The following is a 25530-nucleotide window of genomic DNA, read 5'->3' as shown; positions in this document are numbered from 1 at the left end:
CCTTTATGCTGTCCCCCGCTACGCTGTCGGTGTTTGTGCCGACCTTTTTGCTGGTATCGCTGACGCCGGGCATGTGCATGACGCTGGCCATGGTGCTGGGCATGACCCAGGGCGTGAAGCGTACGCTGTGGATGATGCTCGGCGAGCTTCTGGGCGTGGGGCTGGTGGCCGTGGCGGCCGGTGTCGGCGTGGCCGCGCTGATGCTCAAGACTCCGGGCGTATTCGCGGTGTTCAAGTGGCTGGGCGGGGCGTACCTGATCTATCTGGGCGTGATGATGTGGCGCTCGCGCGGGCGCATGGCAATTCCTGAAGGACTGGATCAGGGCGTGCGGGCGGGGCGCGGCCCGCTTTTTGTGCAGGGCTTGGTCACCGCGGTGGCCAACCCCAAGGGCTGGGCATTTCTGATGGTGCTGCTGCCGCCGTTTCTGGATGACAGCCGGGCGCTGGGGCCGCAGCTGGCCATACTAGTGGCGGTGATTCTAACTATCGAGTTTGCCTGTCTTGTGCTCTACGCCACCGGCGGTAAAACCCTGCGACGGCTGCTGTCGCGAGGGGCCGGCGTGCGGCTGCTCAACCGGGTTTCCGCGGCGCTGATGGCAGGCGTGGGGCTATGGCTGGCGCTGGGCTAGTCTTGCGCTGGAATAGTCTTGCGCTGGAATAGTCTTGCGCTGGGATGGTCTTGCGCGGAAATAGCCTTGCGGGTTTGTTCCTATAGCGCTTCCGGCGGGGCAGACAGCGTTTCGCCGCGGTGGGCCAAGCGTTGGAGAAACGCATCAATGCTTTCTTCGTTTCCCAGCAGGCAAATGCCGATGCGCGCTTCCAGCCGGCCGGTTTCCACCGGGATGCGGCGAGACAGCCCGCGCATTAGGCGCTCTTGTACCAGCAGCGCACCGCTTTCGCTGGTGTGGGGCAAGGCCAGCCAGAACGTTGCCGGCGCTGCGCGCCCCAGCACGTCGTAGCCTCGGCACTGGTGGTGCACCTCGTCGCACAGCGTGGCCAGCAGCGCCGTCTGAGCGCGGTGGCCAAACTGTTCGCCGGCCATATCGAGCTGAGGCAAGTGGATGACCAGCACCGCCAGATGACGATTGAGCACCAGCGCACGCTGATGCTCGCTGCGCAGCCGCCGGTGCAGGGCCTCGATGTGAAAGGCATCGCATTCAGCGTCGTGAGGATCGGTGGCCCGCAGCAGGGCTTGCCGCCGGGCGTGCTCCAGACGCGGCAGCGCCAGCAGCAAAGCGGTGACCAGAAACCCCATGATCCAGCTGGCCGGGGCGTTTGCCAGCGGAGTGAGCCACCATACCGGTGCCAGCAGCACAGTAATGGCAAGCGCTGCCCAAAGCGGCAGCAGAAGAAAGGTGGCGGCAAGCGGCAGGCCCAGCCATACCAGCGAGATATCCGGCGGATGCCAGATCGCGGCCAGCATTGTTAGATAGGTCGCCAGCAGCAATATAAGGCGCGGCAGGTACGGCGAAGGCGAGCGGTAGACGTGCAGCAGCAGTGCCGCCAGCAGCACCAGCATCATGAAAAGCGGCGTGAACAGGGCAACGTAGTCGCCCATGGCGTAGTGCCAGCCGGCATAGAGCCCCATGAGCGCGGTGCTGGCGGCAAACGCCAGGGTCATCAAGCGGTGCGAAATATGATGCTGCATCACGGCGTTTCCGCGGCGTTGCCGGATCGACAGGGAATGCTATCGCTGAGCGCCTGGAGATCCAGCGGCTCCAGGCGCACATCGGCAAGCGTGACGTATTGGCTGACGGCGTTATCGGGGAACGCCTGGGTCAGCCGCCGGCGCCGCTGTGCCCCCTCGTGCGGCGAGCGCGAAAGCAGTATTACCGCGAGCGTGCGGGTGTCAAAGCGGTATGCGTTTTCAAAGTCGTAGAGCAGATGGCACAGCCGCTGGGCCAGCGGCCACAGCTGGCGGCGTCGGACATGGAACAGTATCAGCTCACCGTGAATGGATTCGCGCTCGCAGCGCACCGCTTCTCGCTGGAGATCGCGCAGCAGCTGCTCTCGGGCCCAGAAATTGATACCGGGCATCAGGCGCAGACGCTTGAGGATATCACCGTTGATCAGCGTCAGCTGGCGCGCCCGGGACATGGCCACCAGGCACAGAATGATCAGGGTGCAAAGCATCAGCGTCCCGGTAGGCAGGCCCAGCCGCGGTAGAATCATCGCCATGCTCAGCAGCATGCCGCTCAGGTTAAAGGCGGCGACCCAGTGAGGCTGGGGCAGCATGAACAGCGCCACCCAAGCCCACACCAGCAGCATGTGGCGCTGGGGCGCGGCGGCCACCAGGCCCACCAGTAGCGCGCCGGGCAGCAGCTGCCAGGGCAGCCCGCCGCGGCTGTGCCGGTGGCTGAAGTCCAAAAGCAGTGCGGTGATGAAAAGCCAGCCCACGCTGACCCACAGCATGAGCGCGGCCGCCGGCGGCGCGGCCGGGGTCCAGAGCACAAGCGCGACGGCAACGGCCAGCAGGTTGGCCCGCAAAGGATGGACTTTGTATTTGTTTTGCATGGTGGCTTATGCTTTACCGTTGGGCCACGGGCGGCGTTTGCACCCGGCGGATGCGATGGCGGTGCCGCGTGGGCATGCGCATTACCCGCGCACGTTACCAGATCCGTCCCGGCCGCTGAAGCAGGCTGAAAACGGCAGGCTGAAAAGTGATCAACGATTGTGGACGACACGGAGCAAGGTATGAGCCATTCCCCCGCATTACACGACACCACCGATATTGCCGCTTACATGCAGGCGCTGGGGCAGGCGGCCCGGCAAGCCGCAAAGCACCTGCGCCGCGCCGATACCGGGCGCAAGAACCGGGCGCTCAAGGCCATGGCCGAGCGGCTGGACCGTGCGCGCCAAGCCGTGCTTGCCGCCAACGCTGAAGATATGCAGCGCGGCCGGGAAGCCGGCCTCGACGATGCCCTGCTGGATCGTCTGGCGCTGACCGAGGCGCGTATCGACGCCATGATCGACGGGCTGCATCAGGTCGCAGCCCTGCCCGACCCGGTCGGCGAGCTCGACGGCCTGCGCGCCCGGCCCAGCGGCATTCAGGTCGGGCAGATGCGCGTGCCGCTGGGCGTGATCGGAATCATTTTCGAGTCCCGGCCCAACGTCACGGTGGAAGCCGCCAGCCTGTGTTTGAAATCCGGCAACGCCTGCATCCTGCGCGGCGGCTCCGAGGCCCGAGCCTCCAACGCTGCACTCAGCGAATGCCTCAAGGCCGGGCTTCAGGACGCCGGCCTGCCCGCGGGCACGGTGCAGGTAGTGGCCACTACCGACCGCGCCGCCGTGGGCGAGCTGATTTGCATGCCCGACTACGTCGACGTAATCATTCCGCGCGGCGGCAAGTCGCTGATCGAGCGCATCTCCCGGGAGGCCCGGGTGCCGGTGATCAAGCACCTGGACGGCGTGTGCCACGTCTACATCGACGCCACCGCCGACGCCGACAAGGCGCTGGCAATTGCGATCAATGCCAAGACCCAGCGCTACGGCACCTGCAACACCATGGAGACCCTGCTGGTGGATGCGCCCGTGGCAGGCTCGCTGCTGCCGGCGCTGGCCGAGCGCTTTGCCGAGCACGGCGTGGAGCTGCGCGGCTGCGAGCGCACCCGCGAAGTGCTCGGCGACATTACCCCGGCCCTTGATGCCGACTGGGCCGAGGAATATCTCGCCCCGGTACTGGCGATCAAGGTGGTGGACGGCATGGACGAGGCCACGGCACACATCGAGCGCTACGGCTCCCAGCATACCGACACCATCGTCACCCAGGACTATAGCCTTGCCCGGCGCTTCATGGCCGAGGTGGATTCCAGCTCGGTAATGGTCAACGCCTCCACGCGCTTTGCCGACGGCACCGAATACGGGCTGGGCGCGGAAATCGGCATTTCCACCGACAAGCTCCACGCCCGGGGGCCGGTAGGGCTTGAGGGCTTGACCACGCGCAAGTACGTGGTGTTCGGTGACGGCCATGTTCGCCAATAGGAGATGCCCATGAGTGCTGGCCTGCGTGACGCTGCCGCATCCGAGCGCCGCGCGCCGCGCATCGGCATGCTGGGCGGCACCTTCGATCCGGTGCATCTGGGCCATCTGCGCAGCGCCGTGGAGCTGCACGAGGCGCTGGCGCTTGACCGGCTGCACATGATTCCGGCTCCCCAGCCGCCCCTGCGCGGGCGGCCGCAGGTACCCGCTAAGGCGCGTCTGGCGCTGCTTGAAGCCGGCATCGGCGATACGCCCGGGCTTTACGCCGACGGGCGCGAGCTGTCTCGTACCGGGCCTTCCTACAGCGCCGACACCCTGGCGGAGCTGCGTGCCGAATACGGCCCGGAAGCGCGGCTGGTCATGGCGCTGGGCCAGGACGCCTTTGCCCGGCTGGCCGACTGGCACGCACCCGAGCGGCTGTTTGCGCTGGCGCATATCGTGGTGGTGGCGCGCCCGGGCTATGCTCCGGCGGATTCTCCCCGGCTGCGGGAACTCATCGGTACGCGTGAGGTCGCAGACCCCGAGACGCTGATGCAAAGTCCCGGCGGCGGGCTTTTGCGGGTAACGCTGCCGTCGCGCATGGCGATTTCCGCCACTGACATACGCCACCGGCTGCAGCACGGGCAAAGCGTGCGCTATCTGCTGCCCGAGGCGGTGGAACGTGCCGCCGTGATCCGGCGGCTCTATCAGCCAAGCGCCGCTCCAAGCGACGATCGCACGGGCGAATAGCGCTGGCAGTCGCGCCTAAAGCCGTTACAATAGCCGGCTTTTATACGCTTTCCAACGGAGTTGGCAGTTGCACATTGAGACACTAAAACAGATGGCGCTTGACGCGCTGGAAGAACTCAAGGCCCGGGACGTCAGCACCCTTGACGTGGCCAAGCTCACCGACGTAACCGACGTGATGCTGATTGCCAGCGCCACTTCCACGCGCCACCTGGCGGCGCTGGCGCAAAACGTGGTGGAAAAAGCCAAGGCTCAGGGACTTCATCCGCGCGGCGTTGAAGGCGGCAACAGCGCCGACTGGGTGCTGGTGGATCTGGGCGACGTGGTGGTGCACGTGATGCTCCCCGAGGCGCGCACGCTCTACGACCTGGAGCGCCTGTGGGCCGATCTGCCCGCCGAGGGCAGCGTGGAGCAGCTGCGCGAGCGCGTGGAAGAACCGCAGGCCAGTCGGTGAAGCTGCGTTTGCTGGCCGTGGGCACGCGCATGCCCGGCTGGGTGGAAGAAGGGGTGGCGACCTACCGTAAACGCCTGCCGCGGGATTTTGCGCTGGAAATCGAAGAGATTGCCCCGGCCCGGCGCGGCAAGAACACATCGGCCGACAAGGCCCGAAAGCAAGAAGCGCGGCGTATTGACGAGCGCTTGAAAGGCGGCGAGCACCTCATCGCGCTGGAGGTAAACGGCAAGCCCTGGACGACCGCTGAACTGGCCTGCCAAGCGCAAGGCTGGCGCATGCAGGGGCGCGATATTGCGCTGCTGGTAGGCGGGCCGGATGGTCTGGATCCGGCGCTCTCGGCCCGGGCCGAAAGCGCCTGGTCGATCTCTCCCTTGACGCTGCCGCATCCGTTGGTGCGGGTGATGCTGGCCGAGCAGCTGTATCGCGCCTGGACGCTGATGGTCGGCCATCCGTACCACCGCTGATGCGGCGCCGCCGGCGCGCGTCGGCGCGATCATCCGCAAAAGCCGGGGGTTTTTCGATTGTTTTTTCCTTGTGTAACCGTGACCTGCTGCCATGCCGCCGCGTCTTGATACGCTGAAAAACACCGAACAGGAGCTGCGCATTTTTCGCGCCCGGGCGCTGCTGGCGCTGGCGGTGGTTATGGTGCTGACGGGGCTTTTGGCCAGCCGGCTGGTCTATCTGCAGGTCATCGAGCACGACAAGTACAGCACCCGCTCGGAAAGCAATCGCGTGCGCGTGGAACCGCTGCCGCCGACCCGCGGGCTGATTTACGACCGCGACGGCGTGCTGCTGGCGGAAAATCGACCGACCTACAACCTGACGTTGGTGCGCGAACGCGTTGACGATCTGGACCGGACCCTTGAACGGCTGGTGAGTCTTTTGGATCTTCCCGAAGAGGACGTCGCGGCGTTTAAAAAGCGCTCCCGCCAGCGTCAGCGCCCCTTTCAGCCGGCGCTTTTGATGAGTGATCTGACCCAGGCGCAGATCGCCCGGCTGGCGGTCAATCGCCACCGGCTGCCCGGCGTCGAGATCGAAGCGCAGCTTCTGCGCTACTATCCCTACGCCCGCATTATGTCCCATGCGCTGGGCTATGTGGGGCGCATCAACGCCGAGGAGCTCAAAAAGCTGGACACCGGGCGCTACGCCGGCACCCATTTTATCGGCAAAACCGGCATTGAGCGCTTTTACGAAGACGCCCTTCACGGTGAGGCCGGGCTGCGCAAGGTAGAAACCAACGCCCGGGGGCGCGTGCTGCGCGAGCTGGGGCGCCAGGACCCGGTGCCGGGCAAGAACCTGACGCTGACCCTGGATACCGACATGCAGCAGCTGGCGCTTGAGCTGCTGGACGGCCGGCGCGGCTCGATTGTCGCCATTCAGCCGGAAAGCGGCGATATTCTCGCCATGGCCTCGGCGCCGGGGTTTGACACCAATCAGTTTGTCACCGGCATTGATGTCGCCTCCTACCGGGCGCTGCAGCAGGATATCGATCTGCCGCTTTTCAACCGTGCAATTCGCGGCCAGTATCCCACCGGCTCGACGATCAAGCCGTTCGTGGCGATTGCCGGGCTGCGCGAAGGCGTGATCACACCGGAAAAAGTCATCCACGATCCGGGCTATTTCAAACTGCCCAACGACTCGCGCCGCTACCGCAACTGGCTGCGCTGGGGGCATGGCAAGGTGGACATGGAGCGCTCTTTGGCGGTATCCAACAACACCTACTACTATTCGCTGGCCCACGACCTGGGGATCGACCGGCTGCAGCGCCAGCTGGCGGCGTTTGGCCTGGGCCAGCGCGTGGCTCACGACGTTCAGGGCGAAAGCCGGGGGCTGCTGCCGTCCCGGGAATGGAAGCGCAAGCGCTACAATCAGCCCTGGTATCCCGGCGAAACGCTGTCGGTGGGCATCGGCCAGGGCTATTTGCAGCTGACGCCGCTACAGCTGGCCACGGCCACGGCGACGCTTGCCAACAAGGGCGACTGGGTCAAACCGCACCTGGCGCGCAAAATCGGCGATGCGCCCCTGCCCGATGAATTGCCCGGCACGCCTGAAGATATTGCGCTTTCCGACCCCGACGGCTGGGACGCTGTGTTCAACGGCATGGAAAAAGTGCTGAGCGGCCGTGAAGGTACGGCCCGGCGCACCGGCAAAGGATTGCAATACCGTATGGCCGGCAAGTCGGGCACCGCCCAGGTGTTCTCGCTGGGCCAGGACGAACGCTATAACGCCGAGGAGCTGGCCGAGCGGCTGCGCGACCACGCGCTGTTTATTGCCTTTGCCCCCGTCGACGATCCGCAGATTGCCGTTGCGGTGATTGTGGAAAACGCCGGCGGCGGCAGCACCCACGCGGCCCATCTGGCGCGGGCAATGACCGATGCCTGGCTGCTGGAGCAGGGCCATATGCCCGGTGAAGATGACAGCGACGATACCGCAGGCGACTCAGCCGCCACCGCTCGCCGCCGCACAGAGGAGCGCTAGCCATGCCCCGGGCCACGCTGTCGCGTTTGCTCAATCGCCATCCTGTACGCCCGCCGGACAGCGGCATGTCGCGGCGCAAAAGCCTGTGGGAAAATCTGCACCTGGACCCGTGGCTGCTGGTCCTTTTGCTGCTGCTGGTCGGTGCGGGGCTGCTGGTGCTGTACAGCGCCTCGGGGCAGCGCGGTGATACGGTTATGGCCCAGGCGCTGCGCTTTGGCGTGGCGTTTGCGGTTATGGCCGTGCTGGCCCAGTTTTCCCCCGCGACGTTTTTCCGCTGGGCGCCGCTGGCCTACGGGGCGGGCGTTGCCATGCTGATCGCGGTGGAGCTGGTGGGCGATATCGGCATGGGCGCCCAGCGCTGGCTGGAAATTCCCGGGGTGGTGCGCTTTCAGCCTTCGGAAATGATGAAGCTCGCCACGCCGCTGATGGTGGCCGCCTACCTGGGGCACACGGGCATTCCTCCGCGGCTGCGCCATCTCACGGTCTGTGCGCTGATTATCGGCGTGCCGGTGGTGCTGATCGCCATGCAGCCCGATCTGGGCACGTCCATTCTGGTTGCCAGTGCGGCGCTGATCGTGGTGCTGCTGGCCGGGCTCTCCTGGCGGCTGATCGGTATGTTTGCGCTGCTGTTGGCAGCGGCGCTGCCGCTTTTGTGGATCAACCTGCAGTCCTATCAGCGCCAGCGCGTGCTGACGTTTTTGAACCCGGAAAGCGACCCGCTGGGGGCCGGTTGGAACATCATTCAGTCGACGACGGCCATCGGCAGCGGCGGCGTTTGGGGCAAAGGCTGGTTTCAGGGCACCCAGTCCCAGCTTGAGTTTCTGCCCGAGCGCCATACCGACTTCATCATCGCTGTGCTGGGCGAAGAGTTTGGCCTGGTGGGCATGGTTGCACTGCTGGCGCTTTATCTGGTGATTGTCTGCCGCGGGCTGTGGCTGGCCGCCGGCGCCCAGGATACCTTCGGCCGGCTGGTGGCCGGCAGCATTATCCTTACTTTTTTCATCTACGTATTCGTGAATGTGGGTATGGTCAGCGGCATTCTGCCCGTGGTGGGGGTGCCGCTGCCGCTGATCAGCTACGGCGGGACGTCCAGCGTGACGCTGCTGGCAGGGTTCGGTATTCTCATGTCCATTCACGCTCATCGCCGGCTGCTGCCGCGCTGATCCCAGGAGGCAGACATGCTGTACAACGCCATTCAGCGACGGCTCAAGGGGTGGGCCGCGGCCTGTGCCACGGTGGCCGGCGTCATGCTGGCAAGCGGGGCGGGCCTTGCGGGCAACGCCCGCGCCGCCGTGGATTTTGATCCGGCGCGTCCGGGCAGCCAGGCCGCCGCGCTGGTAGATGAGCTCAGCGAACAGGGGCTGCCCCGGGACTATCTGGTCGAAACGCTGAGCCGGGCACGCCACAGCCAGCAGGTGCTTGACGCCATGTCCGGCGCCGCCGAGCGCCGCCTTGAATGGCCCGAATATCGCGCGATTTTTCTCACCGATGAGCGCATTGAACAAGGGGCTGCGTTCATCAGCGAGCACCGTGACGCGCTGAACAAGGCCCGCGACGAATACGGCGTGCCGCCGGAGGTTATCGCCGCCATTATCGGCGTGGAGACCTTCTACGGCCGCTACAAAGGCAGCCATCGGGTGCTGGATTCGCTGGCAACGCTTGCGTTTGAGCACCCCAGCCGCGGTGAATTCTTTCGCGGCGAGCTGGCCGCTTTTCTGCGCCTGGCCCATGAGCAGGGCAAGGATCCGGGGGCGCTGATGGGCTCCTACGCCGGGGCCATGGGCTACCCGCAGTTTATTCCCACCAGCTATGATGCCTACGCTGTGGATTTCGACGACGACGGCCGGCGCGACCTGTGGCACAACCCGGTGGACGCCATCGGCAGCGTGGCCCACTACTTTGCCGAGCACGGCTGGCGCCCGGGGGCGGCGATTTATCAGCTGGCGCTGGGGCCTGCCACGCCGCCCGAGGCGATCGCCTTCAACCAGACCACCGCCCCGCAGCTGACGCTGGGCGAGGCCGCTGCCGCCGGCTTGTATCTGCCAGGCGGTGCGCTGGCCACACAGATCCAGTATGCCGACCGGCGTATCGTGGCGCTGCGCCTGAACATGCCCGACGGCGCGCCGCAGTATCGCCTGGGCGGCTACAACTTTTACGTGATCACACGCTACAACCACAGCCACCTGTATGCGATGGCGGTGGCCGAGCTGGCCCGGGCCATTGCTGCGCTCCCCCGGCCCTTCCCGGAAGATGAGGAGCCGGCATGAGACAGCGCGTTTTTGTACGGCGCCTTGCCGTATTCTCCCGTTTTTTGGCGTTGGCAGGCGCTGTTTGCGCGCTGCTGATCATGGCCGGCTGTGCCGGGCCAAGCCCGCGTACTGCGGCTTTCGATGCCGAGCCGGACGCCGGCACGGCCGGTAGCGGCGGGCGCTATGCCATGAACGCCGACGCCTATCCGCTGGACCCGCCGGATGTCTCGCAGGTGCCCGATGCCGTACCGCGCGCGCAGCTGCGCTCCCGGGCGGGCAACAAGGCAACCTACACGGTATGGGGCAAAAGCTACCGGGTGCTGCCCGATGCGACCGGCTACGACGAGGTGGGCACCGCGTCCTGGTATGGCAAGAAGTTCCACGGCTATGCCACATCCAGCGGTGAAATTTACGACATGTACCGCATGAGCGCGGCCCACCGTTCGCTGCCGCTGCCGACGTTTGCCCGGGTGACCCGGGTGGGCACGGAACAGTCGGTCATTGTGCGCGTCAACGATCGCGGGCCGTTTCACAGCGATCGGATCATTGATCTCTCCTATGCCGCGGCTGCGCGGCTGGATCTGCTGGATCACGGTACGGGCCGGGTCAGGGTGGAAGCCATTGATCCGGAGACCTGGTCGGCACAGCAAAAAAGCACGCAAGCCGTTGACCCGGCGCCGAGCAGCGCTGCCGTGCCCGCTGCGTCACAGGGCGGCACCTATTGGCAGGTAGCGGCGCTGGAAAGCCGCACGGGGGCACAAAAGCTCAAGCGCCGTTTGCAAGACGAGCTTGAGCAGCGCGTGCGAATTGCCCGGGGCAACGGTGTGCATCGGGTGCAGGTAGGGCCCATCGCCCCCGGCGTTGACGACAAAACGCTGCGCGCCGCCTTGCGCCGGGCAGGCTTTCCCCGGGCGTTTATCGTGCGATAATGCGTCCCGGGCGTAAGCGGCGTATAGTGCCCGCCTTGCCGTTGTTGAATGTTTTATACGAGAAATCATGTGATGAAAGCGTTGGTAACGAACTTTTCTTTCGACGCCGCTGGGCGTTCGGCACGCCGCTTGCGGGCGGCGGCAGTGGCTTTGGCGGCGGCGGTGACGCTGGCCTTTAGTTGGGTACCGGCCGAGGCCCAGACGGCGCCGCAGCCGCAGACGCTGATTCCGGCCGCGCCCCGGCTTGCCGCCAGCTCCTGGATTTTGATGGACGCCAACAGCGGCCACGTGCTTGCCCAGCACAATGCCGACAAGCGCCTGCCTCCGGCGAGCCTGACCAAGCTGATGACGGCGTATCTGGTTGAGCGTGAGCTCAATCAGGGCAGCATCCGCCCGGACGACAAGGTCAGCGTCAGCGAAAAAGCCTGGCGTACCGGCGGCTCGAAGATGTTTATCGAAGTGGGCAACCAGGTAGCGGTAAAAAAGCTGTTGCACGGCATTGTGATCGTCTCGGGCAACGACGCAAGCGTCGCCATGGCTGAACATCTGGCCGGCGGCGAGGCGCAGTTTGCCGACCTGATGAACCAGCACGCGGCCCGGCTGGGCATGGACAACACCCATTTCAAAAACGCCACCGGCCTGCCGGTGGAGGGGCACTACTCCAGCGCGCGCGATCTGGCCAAGCTGACCCGCCACATCGTCAACGACTATCCCGAGCACTATAAAATGTACTCCGAGCGCCAGTTCAGCTACGGCGGCATCGAGCAGCCCAACCGCAATCGCCTGCTATGGCGTGACCCCTCGGCGGACGGGCTGAAAACCGGCTGGACAGACGCCGCCGGCTACTGCTTGGTGTCGTCGGCCAAGCGCGACGATATGCGTTTGATTTCGGTGGTGATGGGCGCCAAGTCGGAAGAAGCCCGGGTGCAGGAAACCCAAAAGCTGCTCAGCTACGGCTTTCGCTTTTATGAAACCCGCCATCTCTACGAGCGGGGCGCCGTACTGGCTTCGCCGCGCATCTGGGGCGGAGAGAGCGACAAGGTGCGCGTAGGCGTGGACAGCGACGTCAGCATGACGCTGCCGCGCAACCGTAGCCAGGAGCTGCGCGCTCGGCTGGATGTGTCCGGCGATCTGAATGCTCCTGTCACCATGGGGGCCGACGTAGGCACGCTTGAGGTGATGCTGGGCGACCAGGTCGTGGGTACGCGTACGCTGGTGGCCCTTGAGGACGTGGAAGAGGGCGGCTTCTTCAAGCGTCTGTTTGATCAGGTCAAGCGCTTTTTCAGCGGCCTGCTGAGCCGTTTTACGGGCTGAGCCGTTTTATCAGTGTCGTTTCGCAACGTATGCCAGGAGGACACCATGCAGCCAGGCGGTAACCGGTCGTTTCGTGATTTGCGCCCGAAAGCGGAGAACAACCCTCCCAAAATCACCTTCCCGTGCGACTACCCGGTCAAGGTGGTCGGCGATGCGGCACCGGACTTTGCCACCGCGGTCTGCGAGGTGGTGAAGGGCCACGACCCCGACTTCAACGCCGCCCGTGTCAAAGTGATTGACAGCCGCAACGGCCGCTTTCAGTCGGTGCGCTTGAGCATCAGGGCCACCGGCGAGGCGCAGCTCAAGGCGCTGTTTGACGATCTTAAGGCGACCGGCCGCGTGCACATGGTGGTATAGCATGAGCGATGCAAGCACTGCCCGGCCCCCTGTGCGGCTGCACCGTCTGGGGCGGCGCGCCTACCTGCCGGTGTGGGAGGCCATGCGCGAGCTGACCGATAAGCGCGACGCGCAGACGCCGGATCAGTTCTGGCTTGTCGAGCACGACCCGGTGTTTACCCAGGGGCAGGCGGGTAAGGCCGAGCATTTGCTGATGCCCGGCGATATTCCCGTGGTCCAGACCGATCGCGGCGGCCAGGTGACCTATCACGGCCCCGGCCAGGTCGTGCTTTATCCGCTGATCGACGTGCGTCGCGCGGGGCTCGGCGTGCGCCAGCTGGTCACCGCGCTGGAAAACGCGGTGATCGACGTGCTCGCCGACGACGGCATCGCCGCGCGTGCCCGGCCGGACGCCCCCGGGGTGTATGTCATCGACGATCGCGGCGAAGAGGCTAAAATCGCCTCTCTGGGCCTGCGTATTCGGCGCGGGTCGAGCTATCACGGCGTGGCGTTGAACGTCGACGTTGATCTGGCGCCGTTTTCGCGCATCAATCCCTGCGGCTATGCGGGGATGCCCATGGCAAGGCTGGCTGCGCTGCTCGCGCGCGATGTCGATGCGCAAGGCGTCGGCGAGCGGCTGGCCGCGGCGCTGGCAGCGCGCATTCAGCGCCCGCTGGTGCCTGCCTGAGCGGCGTTGCGAGGTATGCGCTGACCTTAGCTGACGACCTTAAAGAGATATGGGCTGACCTTAAAAAAAGGGCCGCCGTTTTCACGGCGGCCCTTGTGCTGATCGGGGCAGGCGGTATCGCCGGTTAGCCGACGCTTTGCACCGCAATCAGGTTGTCGTCGCCGCCGGCTTTTTGGCCGGGCACCGCCGCCGGGGAGGCAAGTCCCAGGTTGTTTTTTTCAAATACCCGGTCGGCGCGGTAGCTTGAGCGCACCAGCGGGCCGGACGGCACTTCCATGAAGCCTTTTTCCAGCCCCAGCTGGCGGTAGTTTTCAAACTCTTCGGGCGTTACCCAGCGCTCTACCGGCAGGTGGTTCTGGGTCGGGCGCAGGTACTGGCCGAGAGTGACGATATCCACGCCGATCGCACGCAGGTCGTCGAAGGTCTGCAGGATTTCCTCGTCGGTCTCGCCCAGCCCCAGCATGATGCTGGTCTTGGTAATAATGTCCGGGCGATGGCGCTTGGCATGTGCCAGCACGTCCAGCGTCTTGCGGTAGCCGGCACGAGGGTCGCGCACCCGTTCGGTCAGCCGCTCGACGGTCTCTACGTTTTGGGCGAACACTTCAAGGCCTGCATCCACTACGTGCTCGATCGCGGTGGGATCAGCGTCGAAGTCCGGCGTCAGGGCCTCTACTACGACCTCGGGGGTGCGCTCTTTGATGGCGCGGATGCAGCTGGCGTAGTGGCCGGCACCGCCGTCGTCGAGATCGTCACGGTCCACCGAGGTCAGCACGATATAGCGCAGCCCCATCAGCTCTACGGACTCGGCGGTGTTGGCCGGCTCTTCGGCGTCGAGCCACCCTTGCGGATTGCCGGTATCCACCGCGCAGAAGCGACAGGCTCGGGTGCAAACCGACCCCATGAGCATGATGGTCGCCGTGCCGTTGCTCCAGCACTCGCCCAGGTTGGGGCAGTGGGATTCGGCGCATACGGTGCTTAAACGATGCTTGGCAACGTTTTTCCTGACCGCATCAAAGCGCTCGCCGCCGGGAATGCGGGCGCGTAGCCACTTGGGCTTGCGTGCCAGCGAGGCGCTTTCGGCGGTTGCGGAATCACTCGCCGTTTTGCGCTGTTTGATCCCGTCTTTGATGACTGACATGCCGCGCTCGTTGCGGAACTTTTCGCCGCTTTGTACGCGCTGTGAGGTATCGTTGCTCATAACGGAAAACAGCCTCTACTGTGCGGTGACGCGCCAAACCGCCAAAACTCAGTGGGGGGCGTCGGCTCGTCGATGGATACGTCGATCAATCCGCCTAATGTAACATAGCTACAGGCGCGTACGATATTTCCCTGTACGCGTGACGCCGGTGAAAGACGTGCATGCCCTGGCCCGGGCCGCTGCAGGCAGCAGGACAAATGCCGCTTGCGGGGCTAGCGCTTCGTTGGGGCGTGGGTTAGGGTAGGCGCATTTTTTCACTCGCGCAAAAGTGCCAGACAGCGCGATACGCCTGTTTAACCGCCGTTTCATGTTTGTCGGCATCGTATTAAGTGGAGCACTATGGGCAAGTCACTGGTCATCGTTGAGTCGCCGGCCAAGGCGAAGACGATCAACAAATATCTCGGCCGCGATTTTATCGTCAAGTCGAGCGTGGGTCACATTCGTGACCTGCCGACCAGCGGCTCGGGCAAACCCGCTGCGGACCCGAAGGAGCGGGCGCGCCAGGCGGCGTTGACCCGCAAGATGTCCGCAGAAGAAAAGGTGGCGCATAAAAAGCGCAAGGCGCATACCCAGCTGATCCGGCGCATGGGGATTGATCCGGATAACGGCTGGGACGCTCAGTACGAGATTTTGCCGGGCAAGGAAAAGGTCGTGGCCGAGCTGAAAAAGCTGGCCGCCAACGCCGACGCCGTCTACCTGGCGACGGATCTGGACCGCGAAGGCGAGGCCATTGCCTGGCACCTGCGCGAGACCATCGGCGGCGATGAAAACCGCTACAAGCGCGTGGTGTTCAACGAAATCACCAAAAACGCCATACAGGACGCGTTCAAGGCGCCGGGTACGCTGAACATTCCGCGCGTTGAAGCACAGCAGGCGCGGCGCTTTCTCGACCGCGTAGTGGGCTTTATGCTCTCGCCGCTTTTGTGGGCCAAGGTGGCCCGCGGGCTTTCCGCCGGGCGGGTGCAGTCGGTGGCGATGCGCCTGATCGTTGAGCGCGAGCGCGAAATCCGCGCGTTTATTCCCGAAGAGTTCTGGGACGTTCATGCCGATCTGGTCACCCCCGAGGGCGAAGCGGTGCGCTTTGTGCTGGCGCGCCAGCACGGCAAAGCGTTTCGCCCTGCCACCGAAAGCGAGACGCTTGAACGTATTGCCGGGCTCAAAAGCGCCGATCTGGCGATTACCGCCCGGGAAGACAAACCTACGCGCTCCAGACCCAACGCGCCCTTTATCACCTCGACGCTGCAGCAGGCGGCCAGCGGGCGGCTGGGCTTTTCGGTGAAAAAGACCATGACCATGGCCCAGCGGCTGTATGAAGCCGGCTACATCACCTACATGCGTACCGATTCCACCAACTTGTCCAACGAGGCGGTGGCCGGCGCGCGCGATTTTATCCGTGACGAATACGGCGAGCGCTACCTGCCGGAGACGGCCAACCGCTATGCCAGCAAGGAAAGCGCCCAGGAGGCCCATGAGGCGATTCGCCCCTCAAGCGTGGCGCGCCGGGCTGCGGATCTGTCCGGCATGGAGCGCGACGCCGAACGCCTCTATGAGCTGATCTGGCGGCAGTTCGTGGCCTGTCAGATGACGCCGGCCGAGTATCTTTCCAGCACCCTGAGCATCGACGTTGACGGCTATGCGCTGCGTGCCAAGGGCCGAGTGCTCAAGTTTGACGGCTTTACCCGGGTGATGCCGCCAAGCGGCAAGCACGAAGACCAGCACCTGCCGGATTTGCCCGAGGGCACGGCGATGACCCTGGATGCGCTCGACCCGCAGCAGCATTTCACCAAGCCGCCGGCGCGCTATACCGAAGCGGCTCTGGTCAAGGAGCTGGAAAAGCAGGGCATTGGCCGGCCGTCGACCTACGCGGCGATTATCTCCACGATTCAGGATCGCGGCTACGTCAAGCTGGAAAGCCGGCGCTTCTATGCCGAAAAGCTCGGCGATATCGTCACCGAGCGGCTCAAGGAGTCGTTTCCCGATCTGATGGACTATTCGTTCACGGCGCGCATGGAAGATGAGCTGGACGACGTAGCGGAAGGTGAGCGCAACTGGCGTGCGCTGCTGGACGCTTTTTACGGCGAATTTCGCCAAGAACTGGCCCGCGCCGAAAGCGAAGACGGCATGCGCCCCAACCAGCCGGTGCCCACTGAGATTGCCTGCCCAAAATGTGCTCGCCACATGCAGATTCGTACGGCGTCCACCGGCGTTTTTTTGGGCTGCAGCGGCTATAATCTGCCGCCCAAGGAGCGCTGCAAGACCACGATTGACCTGCTTCCCGGTGAAGAAGCCGTGGCCGCCGATGCCGGCGAAGACGCCGAAACCGATGCGCTGCGCGCCAAGCGCCGCTGCCCGGTCTGTGAAACGGCCATGGACAGCTACCTGATCGACGAGGCGCGCAAGCTGCACGTTTGTGGCAATAGCCCGGACTGTTCGGGCTATGAAATCGAAAGCGGCAAATTCAAGATCAAAGGCTATGAAGGGCCGGTGATCGAATGCGATAAATGCGGCGCCGAGATGCAGCTGAAGTCCGGACGCTTCGGCAAGTATTTCGGCTGTACCAACAGCGAATGCAAAAACACCCGCAAACTGCTGCGCAGCGGCGAGGTGGCCCCGCCCAAGATGGATCCGATTGCCATGCCGGAGCTTGCCTGCCAGAAAGTCGACGATCACTACGTGCTGCGCGACGGTGCCAGCGGGCTTTTTATGGCGGCAAGCCAGTTTCCCAAAAACCGCGAAACGCGCCCGCCTCTGGTCAAAGAGCTCAAGGCGCATGCCGATGAGCTGCCGGAAAAATACCGTTTCATTCTCGATGCGCCCGACGAAGACCCTGACGGCCGGCCGGCGCAGGTCCGCTTTTCGCGCAAGAACAAAGCGCAGTTTGTGATGAGTGATGAAGGGGGCAAAGCTACGGGCTGGAAAGCCACCTTCGAGGGCGGGCGCTGGGTAGTCGATGACAAACGCAAGGCAAAACAATAGCTACACTGTCCGCGTGACGATCGGAAAAGGAGAGGATATGCGCTATAACCAAGTACGTGACCTGATAGCCTGGGCGGCCGACTTTCATGCGCGGATGGCGCGGCAGTTCAGCGATAAGGCGAAAGCCGCGCAAAGCGAGCGGTTGACCATGGCGCTGAATTATCTGGCCGAAGAAGAGTTGCGCATGAAAACCGGGCTTGAAGAGGTGCTGGCCGAAGCCTCGGGCCATGAAAAAGTGCTTAACACCTGGTTTGACAACCCGGCGGATTTCCCTCAGCCGCCCGAGCTTGAGCGTCTGGCACAGTATGCCACCTACGACAGCATTGACGCGGCGATGCAGGCCGCAACCGAGGCGCACAAGGCCTTGCAGAAGCTGTATGAATATCGCGCCAAAAAAGCCGTTATTCCTGCCGAAGAAGAGTTCTTTGGCGCGCTGGCCGAAGGCCACGAGGCCGAAGTGCGCCGCATCGTGTCGCAGTTTGAAGAGTTTGACGACATCTAGGCCCGCCCCGGCCGCGTCGTCTTTTATCTGCCGAGCATTTTTGTATGCCTCTGGACCGCCGCCGCTTTCTGGCCGGCACCGCCGGGTGCCTTGCGCTTTATGCCGCGCCGGCCAGCGCTTCGTTTATGGCCCGGGTCGCTTTTGTTGACCTGGTCGAGCAGCAGCTGGCCGATGCCGTGCGGCCGCAGCACGTTGATGAAGTGTGGGTATTGGTGGATGACCGGGCCTGCATGCTTGACGTCTATCGTGGCGGCACGCGCATCGAACGTTTCAGCCCGGTGTCGATCGGGCGTGGCGGTGCGGCCACTCAGCGGATCAGCGGTAGCAGCGTAACGCCCAAAGGCGAGTTTCGCGTCAACCGCTTTAACTTTGACAGCCGCTGGCATCTGTTTATGGGCGTTGACTATCCGACGCCTGACCACGCCAGAATGGCGCTGCGCACCGGGCTTTATTCGCGCGAAGAGTATCAGGCGTATTTTGACCACTATCGGCGCTATAAAACCCCGCCGCAAGATACCGTGCTTGGCGGGGCCATCGGTCTTCACGGGCTGGGGCCGGCGGATCCGGCCATCCATCGGCGGATGAACTGGACGCAGGGCTGCGTGGCGATGACGGATGCGCAAATCGATCGGCTGAAAACGCAGGTAGACATGGGCACTCGCGTGGTCATTCGCTAAGGTATTGTTGTTAAAGATTGTTCAAAGTTTTAGCATCTGATCGTGCGGCAATAGACAAACGCTTTCTGCTATAATACAACGGTGTTTCGCGTCTGTGCCTTGCGGCATATGTCGCTGCCGTGAAACCTGCCAATCGCAGGTAGACAAGATTGTATAAGGCCTTTAGCCTTGTTCTTGTCGTTTCATCCACGTAGCACCAAGGAAGACTCAAGGAGAACACTATGACTCTGAAGACGACCCTGAAAATGTCTGCCGCTGCCGCTTCTCTGGCGATTCTGGCCGGCTGTGCTTCTACCAGCGCGCTGGAAGAAGTCCGCACAACCGCAGAATCCGCTCAGGCCGACGCCGCTGAAGCACGCAGCACCGCTTCCCAGGCGCTGAACACCGCAAAACAGGCGCAGCGCGACGCACGTGCGGCACTGCAGATGTCGGAAAAGAACCGTCAAGAAATGAACCGCATGTTCGAGCGCTCCATGCAGAAGTAATATTGCGTGCAAGCCGCGAACGGAGCATAGGCTCTTCGCGGTCGTTTTTGCATAGCACAAAAACCCTGCTTCGGCAGGGTTTTTTGCTGTCTGGCCCCGGGGTTATTCAGGATATTCGCCGCGGTCCGGCGTTCCGGCGGAAAGCGGGGGATGAAGCTGCAGCGCGTTCATCCAGTTAAAGCCGCCGCTGAGGGTGGGCGCCTGAGGCCCGTAAAGCGCCACCATCGTCCCGTTGGGATTTTCAACGGCCTGCTTAACGCCTGCGTAGTCGATGGCAATGTCGTCGTCGATCTGCGCCTCGATAACCTCAAACGCATTGAGCAGCGGCTCGAAGCCGGCGCCTTGTTCAACCAGCCGGGGAAACGACTGCACCAGCAGGCTTGAGTCGCTATCCCAGCCGGCTTTGAACGGCGCATCGATAATGTTGACCCGGGTGCTGTCCGGGATTCGCTGATAAAGCGACTCGATATCTTCGGGATACATGCGAATGCACCCGCGGCTGACCCGCATGCCAACCCCTTCAGGGCGATTGGTGCCGTGAATCAGATAGCTGGGAATACCCAGCAGAATGGCATGGCGGCCCAGCGGATTGTCAGGGCCGGCCGGCACTACTTTGGGAGCCGGATCGCCGCGCTCAGCGGCCTCCCGGCGCATGGAGGCCGGCGGGGCCCAGGCCGGATCCTTGACCTTGACGGTGGTTTTGGTGACGCCTACCGGGGTGGCAAACTCTTCGCGGCCGACGCTGACGGGGTAGGTTTCCACGATGTCCGGCCGGTCGGCAGGATAGTAGTAAAGGCGCAGCTCAGAGAGGTTGATGACGATCCCTTCGCGCTTGGCATCGGGAAGGAGGTAGCGGCGGGGAATGACGACCTCGGTGCCCTTGCCCGGCACCCAGAGGCTGATATCGGGGTTGGCCATGCGGATTTCTTCATAGCCGATGTTGTGCTGGCGGGCTAGGTCAATCAGCGTTTGTTCGTGATCCTGCACCGTGACCGTATAAGGCGTGCCGATGACGTCGCCGGTGTCGGGCAGAGAAAACTGCCCGCGCGACAGATCAGAGGCCGCTGCAGCCGCATCAGGTAGAGAGAAGCCCGCGTTGATGGCGGCAGCGAGCAGCATGGCGACCGGTAAGCGTCGGTAGAAAGGGGGCGCGTGCATGGCGGTTCCTTGGGGGATCAGGCGGCGGAAGAGGTCTGGTTGAGAGTGTGCAGCAGCGACTCCACCTGCTCAAAGCGAGCGTCGGCGCTTTCCATGGGCTGGGTGAAACGCAGCGTATCCGAGCCGTCCAAACGATAGGCATCCGGGGCTTTTTGAATCAGGCTGACCAGCGTCATGGGATCCACCCGGGTATCGGCGGCGAAGATTATTCGCCCGCGCGATTCGCCGGCTTCCAGGCGCTGAATGCCCAGCGGTTCGGCGCGATGGCGCAGCCGCGTCTGGCGAATCAGATGCTTAAGCGGGGTGGGCAGCAGCCCGAAGCGATCAATCAGCTCTACCTGAAGCTCTTTGAGGTCTGCGTCGCCCCGGGCGCTGGCGATGCGTTTGTACATCACCAGACGCTGCTGCACGTCGTGAATATAGTCGTCGGGAATGAGCGCCGGCAGGTTCAGATTGATGTCAATGCCGCTGTCGAAGGGGGCATCAAGGTTGGGCGTTTTGCCCGCCCGTATCGCCTTCACCGCGCGGTCGAGCATTTCCATGTACAGGGTGTAGCCGATGGTTTCCATCTGGCCGCTCTGCTCGTCGCCCAAAAGCTCGCCGGCGCCGCGAATCTCCATGTCGTGGCTGGCCAGGGTAAAGCCGGCGCCCAGATCGTCGGAGGCGCTGATGGCTTCGAGCCGCTTGACCGCATCCCGGGTCATGGCCTTGGGCGTTGGCGTGAGCAGGTAGGCGTAAGCCTGGTGGTGGCTGCGCCCCACGCGTCCGCGCAGCTGGTGCAATTGGGCCAGGCCAAACTTGTCGGCGCGCTCGATCACAATGGTGTTGGCGCTGGGCACGTCGATGCCGGTTTCAATAATCGTTGAGCATACCAGCACGTTGAAGCGGCGGTGGTAGAAATCCGACATGACCCGCTCCAGGCTGCGTTCGGGCAGCTGGCCGTGGGCCACGGCTACCCGGGCATCCGGCACCAGCTCGCGGATTTTTTCCGCAGCGCTGTCGATGGTTTTGACTTCGTTGTGCAGAAAATATACCTGGCCGCCGCGCAAAAGCTCGCGCAGCAGGGCTTCTTTGATCACGCCGTCGGCGCGCTGCTGAACAAAGGTTTTCACCGACAGCCGCCGGGCCGGCGGCGTGGCAATGATCGACAGGTCGCGAATGCCGCTCATGGCCATGTTGAGCGTACGCGGAATGGGCGTGGCGGTCAGCGTGAGGATGTCGATTTCGGCGCGCAGGGTCTTGAGTTTTTCTTTCTGCGCGACGCCGAAGCGGTGCTCTTCGTCAATGATCAATAGCCCCATTTGCGGCAGCGCAACGCTTTTTGACAATAGCTTGTGGGTGCCGATGACGATGTCGGTCTGGCCGCTTTTGACCTTCTCCAGCGCTTCGCTGGCGCCCTTGCCGCCGGTAAAGCGCGACAGCAGGCCAATGTTGACGGCGGTATCGGCGAAGCGATCGCGGAAGTTCTCGAAATGCTGGCGGGCCAGCAGCGTTGTGGGCACCAGCACCACCACCTGGCGGCCGGACTGGACGGCGAGAAAGGCCGCGCGCATGGCCACTTCGGTCTTGCCAAAGCCGACATCGCCGCAGACTACGCGGTCCATGGGCTGGGGTGCGGTCAGATCGCTGATGACCGCGTCGATGGCGGCTTTCTGGTCGGGGGTCTCTTCGAACGGGAAGCTGGCGGCAAAGCGCTGATAGTCGCTGCCCGGCGCGTCGTAAACCACGCCTTGCTGGGCTTCGCGACGGGCGTAGATATCCAGCAGCTCGGCGGCGGTATCGCGGATTTTTTCAGCGGCTTTCTTGCGCGCTTTGTCCCACTGGTCCGAGCCCAGCTTGTGCAGCGGCGCCAGCTCGTCGTCGACGCCGCTGTAGCGTGAGATCAGGTGTAGGTTGTCGACCGGCACGTAAAGCTTGGCACCGCCGGCGTATTCCAGCGCCAAGAATTCGCTGGCCTGGCCGCCGGCTTCGATGGCTTCCAGCCCCAGGTAGCGGCCCACCCCGTGTGCCTGGTGCACCACCGGCGCGCCGGCCTTGAGCTCAGACAGGTGGCGCACGGCGAAATCATTGTCGTCGGTGGCTTTTTCCCGGCGCCGGCTCTGGCGTACCACCTCGCCAAACAGCTCCGTTTCGGTCAGAACCAGAAGGTTGGGGTGATCAAGCCACAGGCCGGCGTCCACCTGGCCTTCGGTCAGGGCAAAGCGGGCGTTGCCGGCAATGAACTCGGCAAAGCCGTCAACGTGAGGCAGCGACAGCGCCAGCGGTGCCAGCAGCTCTTCCAGCGCTTCGCGCCGGCCGCGGGATTCGGCCACGAACAGGATGCGCGTATCCGGATGACCGTCGATAAAGCGCTCAAGGCCGGCCAGCGGCGCTGGGCTGCGCGCGTTGATGGCCACATCGGGCAGCGCGACAGCGTTGGACGGCTGCGCGTGGGGATGGGCGGGGTCATCGGTCAGCTCGATGCGCGGGCGCTGCTTGATCGCGGCAAAAATGTCGCTGACCGGCCAGAACGCGCGATGAGGCGGCAGCAGCGGGCGTGTGGGGTCTACGCCAAGGTTGGTGTAGCGCGCTTCGATAGCGTTCCAGTGCTGTTCGGCGGCGTCGTACACGCCGGGCAGCAGCGCCACGCGGGTGGCGTCGGTCAGGTGATCGAAAAGCGAAGCGGTGTGTTCGAAAAAAAGCGGCAGATACTGTTCAAGCCCGGGCGAGGGGATGGCCTTGAGCGCGTCGTTGTACAGCGGGCACTGGCGCGGGTCGACGTCGAACAGGGTTTCGAACTGTTCGCGAAAACAGGCGATGGCGCTGCGTGACAGCGAATATTCATGGGCCGGGAGCAGCTCCACGCGTTCGACCCTGTCGCTGGAGCGCTGGGTGCCGGGGTCGAAATAGCGCAGGGTATCGATTTCGTCGTCGAACAGATCGATGCGGATAGGCTGCTCCATGCCCATGGCATACAGATCGATCAGTGCGCCGCGCATGGCGTACTCGCCGGGCTCGAAAACGGTTTCCACCGCGCGATAGCCGGCGCGGCTAAGCGAGGTGCGCAGCTGTTCGCGATCCAGCGTGTCGCCGGCGGAAAGGGTCAGCACGCGCCCGGCGATGTAGTCCACCGGGGGCAGGCGCTGCATCAAGGTGTTGATGGGTACCAGTACGATGCCGTGGACCCCGCCCTGCAGCTCGCGCAGGGTGCGCAGCCGGGTGGATACGATGTCCTGATGCGGGGAAAAGCTGTCGTAGGGCAGCGTTTCCCAGTCAGGAAAGGGCAGTACCGGCATATCGCTGTAAAAGGCCAGCGTTTGTTCCAGCTGCTGGGCGCTGGCGGTGCTGGGCGTGATGACCAGCAAGGGCGCCTGCGCCGCCGCGCGGGCAAGCGCCAGCGCCGGTGCGCTGCCCGGCGGCGTTGTCCAGTACAGCGTATCGCGGGTGCCTTGAGGAGAGGGCGGGTCGAGCAGTGAAAAAGTCGGCATAGTCGATATCAGTTGGCGGGTTGACGCAAAAATGAACGCCCCGATCATACACGATACGCCGGCCGGGCACGGTCATCCGGCGCGGACGGGGTGGCAAGCCAGGCGCGCTGTAGTCGGTTTACAGGCGCTGCGACCATCCAAAATTTGCGCGACGGCCGGCAGGTCAGGATAATACGCGCACGAACTTCCTTCATTACCCAAAGAGGTCGCACGTGAGTCAGCCAATGCTTGATAACGTTTTTCGGGAATGGCAGAGCAGCGAAGCTCTGGCCGAGCAGATGGTGCCGCTGGTCGGGCGCTTGTACCGCCAAAATAACGTCGTGGCCACCATGTTTGGCCGTTCGTTGATCAAGCAATCGGTGATTCGTATTCTCAAGGATCACCGTTTTGTGCGCAAAATCGAAGGCACCGAGCTGACCGTAGAAGACACCTACCCTATTGTGCGGGCCATGGGCGAGCTGAATCTGGGGCCGGCTCACGTTGACGTGGGCAAGCTTGCGGTGCGCTTCAAGCGCCAGGGCGGCGGCGACGTTGAGGCGTTTTTGCGCCGCGAGCTGCACGAAATCGTCGACGCCTATCAGCCCGGTGCGAGCACCGGTACGCCCCAGGACGTGGTGCTTTACGGCTTTGGTCGCATCGGCCGGCTGCTGGCCCGGGTAATGATCGAAAAGGCCGGCGGCGGCAATCTGCTGCGCCTGCGGGCGATTGTCGTGCGCGGCCGCGGCGATATCGCCAGGGATCTGGAAAAGCGCGCAAGCCTGCTGCGCCGGGATTCCGTCCACGGTCCCTTTGAAGGCACCATCGACGTGGATGTCCAGACGCGCACGCTGACCGTTAACGGCAACGTCATTCAGATGATCTACGCCGATTCACCGGCCGATATCGACTACACCGACTACGGCATTGATAACGCCGTGATCGTGGACAACACCGGTATCTGGCGCGACGAGGCCGGTCTGGGGCAGCACCTTGAGTGCAAGGGCGCGGCCAAGGCGCTGCTGACCGCGCCGGGCAAAGGCGATATCAAAAACGTCGTTTACGGCATCAATCACGACGACATTCAGGAAGACGACCGCATTCTTTCGGCGGCGTCGTGCACTACTAACGCGATTGTGCCGGTGCTCAAGGTCATCAACGACGAGTACGGCGTAGCGACCGGGCATGTGGAAACCGTCCACGCCTATACCAACGATCAAAACCTGATCGACAACTACCACAAGGGCGATCGCCGCGGGCGCAGTGCAGCACTTAACATGGTGCTGACCGAAACCGGTGCGGCCAAGGCCGTGGCCAAGGCGCTGCCCGAGCTCTCCGGCAAGCTGACCGGCAACGCTATTCGCGTGCCCACGCCCAACGTTTCCATGGCCATTCTCAACCTGACCCTGGAAAAAGGCGTCGATGCCGAATCGCTCAACGATTATCTGCGGCAAATGTCGATTCACTCGGCCTATCAAAAGCAGATCGACTTTGTCGATTCCGCCGAAGTGGTTTCTTCGGACTTTGTGGGGAATCGCAAGGCGGGCATCGTCGATGCCAAGGCCACCATCGCCGACGACAACCATGCCGTGGTGTATGTATGGTACGACAACGAGTTCGGCTACAGCTGCCAGGTGATTCGCCTGTTGCAGCATATCTCCCACGTCAATTTCCTCAAACTGCCCCACGAGGCGAGCTGATGCGCCGTTGTTAGCGTATTGCCAAGGGCTGTGTAAACGCCACCTTCGGGTGGCGTTTTGCGTTGTCGAGAGACGGTTGGCACAGGCGCCTACCACTTTGGTGAGGCCTGATGGATGTGGTCATTGGCCGCGCTTATCTTTATAATACGGTGGATTTTTGGGGTGGTTCGAGCACGTCTCGGGCCCGACTGGTAACAATCTAGCGGATACCAAGAATTCGAAACTTTTCGAACCCCTTA

The 25530-nt window shown here is 63.6% G+C and carries 22 protein-coding genes; 17 read left to right on the top strand and 5 right to left on the bottom strand.

From position 1 onward, the window contains the following. Positions 1 to 5: 5 nt before the first annotated feature. The gene (locus tag ACZ415_RS11875; protein ID WP_344704519.1) at positions 6 to 629 is read left to right on the top strand and encodes a LysE family translocator; all 624 of its coding nucleotides are present in this window, start codon (positions 6 to 8) and stop codon (positions 627 to 629) included. Positions 630 to 709: 80 nt separating this feature from the next. On the opposite strand, the gene ACZ415_RS11870 is transcribed toward ACZ415_RS11875, so the two are convergent. Continuing rightward, entirely contained in the window at positions 710 to 1648 is a 939-nt protein-coding gene (locus ACZ415_RS11870) for a GGDEF domain-containing protein (protein ID WP_344704521.1), read from the bottom strand. Next, on the bottom strand, positions 1648 to 2514 hold the full coding sequence (locus ACZ415_RS11865) for a hypothetical protein (protein ID WP_344704523.1): 867 nt from the start codon (positions 2512 to 2514) through the stop codon (positions 1648 to 1650). The genes ACZ415_RS11870 and ACZ415_RS11865 overlap by 1 nt, the downstream gene beginning before the upstream one ends. A gap of 180 nt (positions 2515 to 2694) precedes the next feature. Here ACZ415_RS11865 and ACZ415_RS11860 point away from each other — a divergent pair, with 180 nt between their 5' ends. From ACZ415_RS11860 to lipB, 11 genes are all read left to right on the top strand, one after another. Further along, positions 2695 to 3981: a glutamate-5-semialdehyde dehydrogenase gene (locus tag ACZ415_RS11860; RefSeq protein WP_344704525.1), complete on the top strand. Its 1287-nt coding sequence runs from the start codon at positions 2695 to 2697 to the stop codon at positions 3979 to 3981. Positions 3982 to 3990: 9 nt separating this feature from the next. Then, entirely contained in the window at positions 3991 to 4707 is a 717-nt protein-coding gene (gene nadD / locus ACZ415_RS11855; protein WP_344704527.1) for a nicotinate-nucleotide adenylyltransferase, read from the top strand. A 67-nt stretch (positions 4708 to 4774) separates the two neighbouring features. After that, positions 4775 to 5158, top strand: coding sequence for a ribosome silencing factor (rsfS, locus tag ACZ415_RS11850; RefSeq protein ID WP_344704529.1), 384 nt, complete (start codon positions 4775 to 4777; stop codon positions 5156 to 5158). Continuing rightward, positions 5155 to 5622 (top strand): 23S rRNA (pseudouridine(1915)-N(3))-methyltransferase RlmH, encoded by a 468-nt coding sequence (gene rlmH / locus ACZ415_RS11845; protein ID WP_344704531.1) that lies wholly within the window; start codon positions 5155 to 5157, stop codon positions 5620 to 5622. The genes rsfS and rlmH overlap by 4 nt, the downstream gene beginning before the upstream one ends. A gap of 91 nt (positions 5623 to 5713) precedes the next feature. Further along, the gene (gene mrdA, locus ACZ415_RS11840) at positions 5714 to 7636 is read left to right on the top strand and encodes a penicillin-binding protein 2 (protein WP_344704533.1); all 1923 of its coding nucleotides are present in this window, start codon (positions 5714 to 5716) and stop codon (positions 7634 to 7636) included. Between the two features lie 2 nt (positions 7637 to 7638). Continuing rightward, positions 7639 to 8799, top strand: a complete 1161-nt coding sequence (rodA, locus tag ACZ415_RS11835; RefSeq protein ID WP_344704535.1) for a rod shape-determining protein RodA — start codon at positions 7639 to 7641, stop codon at positions 8797 to 8799. A 15-nt stretch (positions 8800 to 8814) separates the two neighbouring features. After that, positions 8815 to 9903: a lytic murein transglycosylase B gene (gene mltB, locus ACZ415_RS11830; RefSeq protein WP_425552754.1), complete on the top strand. Its 1089-nt coding sequence runs from the start codon at positions 8815 to 8817 to the stop codon at positions 9901 to 9903. Then, positions 9900 to 10814: a septal ring lytic transglycosylase RlpA family protein gene (locus tag ACZ415_RS11825; RefSeq protein WP_344704537.1), complete on the top strand. Its 915-nt coding sequence runs from the start codon at positions 9900 to 9902 to the stop codon at positions 10812 to 10814. Before mltB ends, ACZ415_RS11825 begins: the two co-directional genes overlap by 4 nt. 72 nt (positions 10815 to 10886) lie before the next feature. After that, positions 10887 to 12128, top strand: coding sequence for a D-alanyl-D-alanine carboxypeptidase family protein (locus tag ACZ415_RS11820; protein WP_344704539.1), 1242 nt, complete (start codon positions 10887 to 10889; stop codon positions 12126 to 12128). A gap of 45 nt (positions 12129 to 12173) precedes the next feature. Then, on the top strand, positions 12174 to 12485 hold the full coding sequence (locus ACZ415_RS11815; protein WP_344704541.1) for an HP0495 family protein: 312 nt from the start codon (positions 12174 to 12176) through the stop codon (positions 12483 to 12485). A 1-nt stretch (position 12486) separates the two neighbouring features. After that, positions 12487 to 13152, top strand: coding sequence for a lipoyl(octanoyl) transferase LipB (gene lipB / locus ACZ415_RS11810; protein ID WP_344704543.1), 666 nt, complete (start codon positions 12487 to 12489; stop codon positions 13150 to 13152). Between the two features lie 124 nt (positions 13153 to 13276). On the opposite strand, the gene lipA is transcribed toward lipB, so the two are convergent. Continuing rightward, entirely contained in the window at positions 13277 to 14350 is a 1074-nt protein-coding gene (lipA, locus tag ACZ415_RS11805; RefSeq protein ID WP_344704545.1) for a lipoyl synthase, read from the bottom strand. A gap of 339 nt (positions 14351 to 14689) precedes the next feature. Here lipA and topA point away from each other — a divergent pair, with 339 nt between their 5' ends. The 4 genes from topA (at position 14690) to ACZ415_RS11785 (ending at position 18990) form a co-directional block, all read left to right on the top strand. Further along, positions 14690 to 17326, top strand: a complete 2637-nt coding sequence (gene topA, locus ACZ415_RS11800; protein WP_344704547.1) for a type I DNA topoisomerase — start codon at positions 14690 to 14692, stop codon at positions 17324 to 17326. 37 nt (positions 17327 to 17363) lie between these two features. Continuing rightward, the gene (locus tag ACZ415_RS11795; protein ID WP_344704549.1) at positions 17364 to 17828 is read left to right on the top strand and encodes a 2-hydroxyacyl-CoA dehydratase; all 465 of its coding nucleotides are present in this window, start codon (positions 17364 to 17366) and stop codon (positions 17826 to 17828) included. A gap of 44 nt (positions 17829 to 17872) precedes the next feature. Then, entirely contained in the window at positions 17873 to 18505 is a 633-nt protein-coding gene (locus tag ACZ415_RS11790; RefSeq protein WP_344704551.1) for a L,D-transpeptidase family protein, read from the top strand. Positions 18506 to 18726: 221 nt separating this feature from the next. Then, entirely contained in the window at positions 18727 to 18990 is a 264-nt protein-coding gene (locus ACZ415_RS11785) for an Lpp/OprI family alanine-zipper lipoprotein (protein ID WP_344704553.1), read from the top strand. Between the two features lie 102 nt (positions 18991 to 19092). Here the strand turns inward: ACZ415_RS11785 and ACZ415_RS11780 are convergent, their stop codons facing one another. Both ACZ415_RS11780 and mfd read right to left on the bottom strand, forming a co-directional pair. After that, positions 19093 to 20148: a L,D-transpeptidase family protein gene (locus ACZ415_RS11780; protein ID WP_344704555.1), complete on the bottom strand. Its 1056-nt coding sequence runs from the start codon at positions 20146 to 20148 to the stop codon at positions 19093 to 19095. 17 nt (positions 20149 to 20165) lie between these two features. Then, positions 20166 to 23615 carry a transcription-repair coupling factor gene (mfd, locus tag ACZ415_RS11775; RefSeq protein WP_344704557.1) on the bottom strand — a complete coding sequence of 1150 codons (3450 nt, stop codon included), beginning with the start codon at positions 23613 to 23615 and terminating at the stop codon, positions 20166 to 20168. A 212-nt stretch (positions 23616 to 23827) separates the two neighbouring features. Between mfd and ACZ415_RS11770 the strand changes: the two genes are divergently transcribed. Continuing rightward, on the top strand, positions 23828 to 25291 hold the full coding sequence (locus tag ACZ415_RS11770) for a glyceraldehyde-3-phosphate dehydrogenase (RefSeq protein WP_344704559.1): 1464 nt from the start codon (positions 23828 to 23830) through the stop codon (positions 25289 to 25291). Positions 25292 to 25530: the final 239 nt, after the last annotated feature.

Source organism: Halomonas cibimaris (assembly GCF_055379665.1).
This window is presented reverse-complemented; position numbering and strand designations above follow the sequence as displayed.